The 3,461-nt window shown below is 66.9% G+C and carries 5 protein-coding genes; 4 read left to right on the top strand and 1 reads right to left on the bottom strand.

Annotated features, from left to right (window positions below):
* From greA to recJ, 4 genes are all read left to right on the top strand, one after another.
* Positions 1–361: transcription elongation factor GreA (gene greA / locus VF497_RS17220; protein ID WP_330891042.1), on the top strand; the 361-nt coding region annotated here is incomplete at its 5' end.
* 87 nt (positions 362–448) lie between these two features.
* Positions 449–1,084, top strand: coding sequence for a hypothetical protein (locus VF497_RS17215; protein WP_330891040.1), 636 nt, complete (start codon positions 449–451; stop codon positions 1,082–1,084).
* 30 nt (positions 1,085–1,114) lie between these two features.
* Positions 1,115–1,333, top strand: a complete 219-nt coding sequence (locus tag VF497_RS17210) for a hypothetical protein (protein ID WP_330891038.1) — start codon at positions 1,115–1,117, stop codon at positions 1,331–1,333.
* A complete protein-coding gene (gene recJ / locus VF497_RS17205) occupies positions 1,333–3,084 on the top strand; it encodes a single-stranded-DNA-specific exonuclease RecJ (RefSeq protein ID WP_414706941.1) in 1,752 nt (583 codons plus the stop codon). Before VF497_RS17210 ends, recJ begins: the two co-directional genes overlap by 1 nt.
* Before the next feature lie 6 nt (positions 3,085–3,090).
* On the opposite strand, the gene VF497_RS17200 is transcribed toward recJ, so the two are convergent.
* A partial coding sequence (locus VF497_RS17200; protein ID WP_330891036.1) for a DUF2182 domain-containing protein occupies positions 3,091–3,461 on the bottom strand: 371 nt, incomplete at its 5' end.

Raw genomic sequence — 3,461 nt, 5'->3', positions numbered from 1 at the left:
CGACCTGCGCGAGAACGCCGAGTACCACGCCGCGCGCGAGCAGCAGGGCTTCATCGAGGGCCGCATCAAGGAACTCGAAGCAGGGCTGAGCTTCGCCGAAGTGATCGACGTCGCGCGCCTGAATCCCAACGGCAAGATCGTGTTCGGCGCGACCGTCGACCTCGTCGAGGAAGCGAGCGGCGCCGAGATCACCTACCAGATCGTCGGCGACATGGAAGCCGACATCAAGCTGCGCCTGATCGCAGTCAACTCGCCGCTGGCGCGCGCGCTGATCGGCAAGAGCGAGGGCGACGCCTTCGAGTTCCAGGCACCGAACGGCGTGAGGAGCTACGAGATCGTGGCGGTGCGCTACGAGGCCTGAGCGTCTCCGCGACGACGCGGGATGCCGGCGTTTCCCATGCGGCTGAGCCTGCTGCTGCCCGCGCACCGATATCTCCGAAGCGCTATCGTGGCGTCGTGGCTTGCGCGCGGCAATCGCATGGCCGATGCCGCGCCAGGACGCGCGACGGTATTGCGCGAATGTTTCGCGATCGAAGCGGCGGTGCTACCCGTTGCCGCGTTGACTCGCAGCATCGACGCGGGCGATGCCGGCGAAGCGAAGTGGCTGCGCGCCGATCCCGCTTTCGTCATGGCGGATGCGGTGACCTTGCGCCTGCTCGCGTGCGGAAACCTCGGCTTGTCGGCTGACGAGACCGAAGCGCTGGCACAAACCCTGTGGCCGCTATTCGAGGAAAGCGGATTGGTTTTCGATGCGCCGCATCGACGGCGCTGGTACCTGCGCTGTCCGCGCGATGCGGTGTTGCCGAAGTTCTCGTCGCCGGATGAGGCGCTCGGCGACGACCTCGCCAAACATTTGCCCGAGGGTGAGAATGCGCGCAAATGGCGCGGGTTGCTCAATGAAGTGCAGATCGTGCTGACCCAGCATCCAGTCAACGCGCAACGCGCGCGGCGCGGGTTGCCGCCGGTGAACAGCCTGTGGTTCTGGGGGGCTGGCGTGCTGCCGCAGCGGGTGCACTGCGAATTCGATCGCGTCATCAGCGACGACGAAGTCATCGCCTCGCTGGCGCAACTGGGCGGAGTGTGATCCTCGCCGCGAAGCGAGTCCCTGTCTTTCGTGATCGGCAAGCAAGGCCAGGGGCAATCGATGTTCGTCGATCTCGCGGACCAGCGCGACATCGCCAGGCTCGATGACGAGTGGCTCAAGCCGATTGCCGACGCCTTGAAGCGCGGGCAGATCGGGCAACTGGACCTGCTGCTCGAAAGCGGCGAGCGTCATGTCGTCAAACCCGCCCATCGCTGGCGCTTCTGGCGCCGCGTGAAGACGTCGGCGTGATCACCCGACCGCGCATCCAGTGCCGCAGCGTGCCCGACATGGACGCGGAGTGGCTGCCGTCGTTGCATCCGGTATTGAGGCGGGTTTTTGCCGCGCGCGGCATCATCGCATCGGACGAAATCGAACACCGCCTCGCCGCGCTGCTGTCTCCAGCGAAGCTCGGCGGCATCTCGCGCGCGTGCGAATTGATCGAAGACGCGTTACGCAACGATGCGCCGATTCTCATCGTCGGCGATTTCGACGTCGACGGTGCGACCGGCACAGCGGTCGCCGTGCGCGGCCTGCGCATGCTTGGCGCTCGGCAAGTCGAATACGGCGTGCCGAATCGCTTTACCCATGGCTACGGCTTGAGTCCTGCACTCGTCGACGAACTCGTTGTGCGCAATCCGCGGCTGCTTGGTGGCGCCTTGCTGATCACGGTCGACAACGGCGTGGCCGCGCACGCCGGCGTTGCCGCGGCGAAGGCGCACGGTCTGCGCGTCATCGTGACCGATCATCATCTGCCCGGCGAAACGCTGCCCACGGCCGACGCGATCGTCAATCCAAACCTCGACGGTGACGCCTTCCCGAGCAAGGCGCTCGCGGGCGTCGGCGTCATGTTTTATCTGTTGCTCGCGTTGCGCGCGTACTTGCGCGCGCGAGGATGGTTCGGCGAGCGTGGCATCGTCGAACCGGATTTGTCGGATCTGCTCGATCTGGTCGCGCTCGGCACCGTGGCCGATCTGGTGCCGCTCGACCGCAACAACCGCATTCTGGTCGAAGCCGGCCTGAAGCGCATTCGTGCCGGCCGTGGCTGCGTCGGTATTGCCGCGCTGCTGGGCAGCGGCAAACGCGATCCGGCGCGCGCCGTCGCCAGCGACCTCGGCTTCGTCGTCGGTCCGCGCATCAATGCGGCCGGTCGCCTTGAGGATATCCGCCTCGGCATCGAGTGCCTGCTGACCGATGATCCGGCGCAGGCGCGCCGGCTTGCCGACACTCTGTCGGCGATCAACCACGAGCGCCGCGATCTGCAGGCCGGCATGGTCGAGCAGGCCGAAGCCGCGGTCGAGCAATGGTTGGCACAGCGCGGCGCGCAGTCCCTGCCGGTCGGCCTCGTGCTGTTCGAGCCCGAATGGCACCACGGCGTCGTCGGCCTTGTTGCGTCCAAGCTCAAGGAGCGGTTCAACCGGCCGGTCATCGCTTGTGCGCCGGCGGGCGAGGACAGCGAAGAGATCAAGGCGTCGGGGCGTTCGATCAGCGGGTTCCATTTGCGCGACGCGCTTGCCGAAATCGATGCGCGTGCACCGGGCCTGCTGCATCGCTACGGCGGTCACGCGATGGCCGCGGGAATGAGCCTGCATCGTGGTGATGTCGCGCGTCTCGCCGAACTGTTCGACGAGGTTGCGCGTGCGCGCATCGCGCCCGAGCAGCTCGACACGGTGCTGCTGACCGACGGCGAACTCGCCGCCGGCGATTTCAGCCTCGAGCTGGCCACGCAGCTGCGCTACGCCGGGCCGTGGGGACAGGCGTTCCCCGAGCCGCTGTTCGACGGCGTGTTCGAGGTCGAGTCGTGCAGCATCGTTGGCGAGAATCATCGGCGCGTGAAACTGCGTTGCGCAAGCTCCGCGCAACCGCTCGATGCGATGCAGTTCTTCGCCGAGGTGCATGTGCCGCTGCCCGCGCGGATTCGCGCGGTGTATCAGCTGGACATGAACGAATGGAATGGCACGACGAGCCTGCGCCTGCTGCTACGCCACGTCGAGGCGGCCTAGCGCGTTTCAGAACACGAGCAAGGCTGTGCCAGCGACAATCAGCGCGGCGCCAAATGCGCGCGCGGTCGGCACGCCGTCGGGCAGGAATTTCTCGAGCAGCACACCGAGACTGATTGCGACGATCCAGGCGAGATTCATCACGCCGCCGACGAACAACAACAGCATCATCGCCCAACAACAGCCCAAGCAGCTGAGGCCGAGTCGCACGCCCATGCGCGAGGCGCCGCCCATGCCCGCGCGCCACTCGCGCGCGACGAACGCGGCCGGTTCGCGGCAGCGCTGCAGGCAGCGCCGCTTGAGCGGCGTCCATTGCCACGCGCCGGCGACGATGAGCAGCGCTGCCGCGAGCAGGTACCCGGGCATGCGCATCATCGGCG

Origin of the sequence: Rudaea sp., from assembly GCF_036383415.1 — a bacterium.
GTDB lineage: Bacteria > Pseudomonadota > Gammaproteobacteria > Xanthomonadales > Rhodanobacteraceae > Rudaea.
Note: the sequence above shows the minus strand (reverse complement) of the source record. Positions and strands in the feature narration are given on the sequence as shown.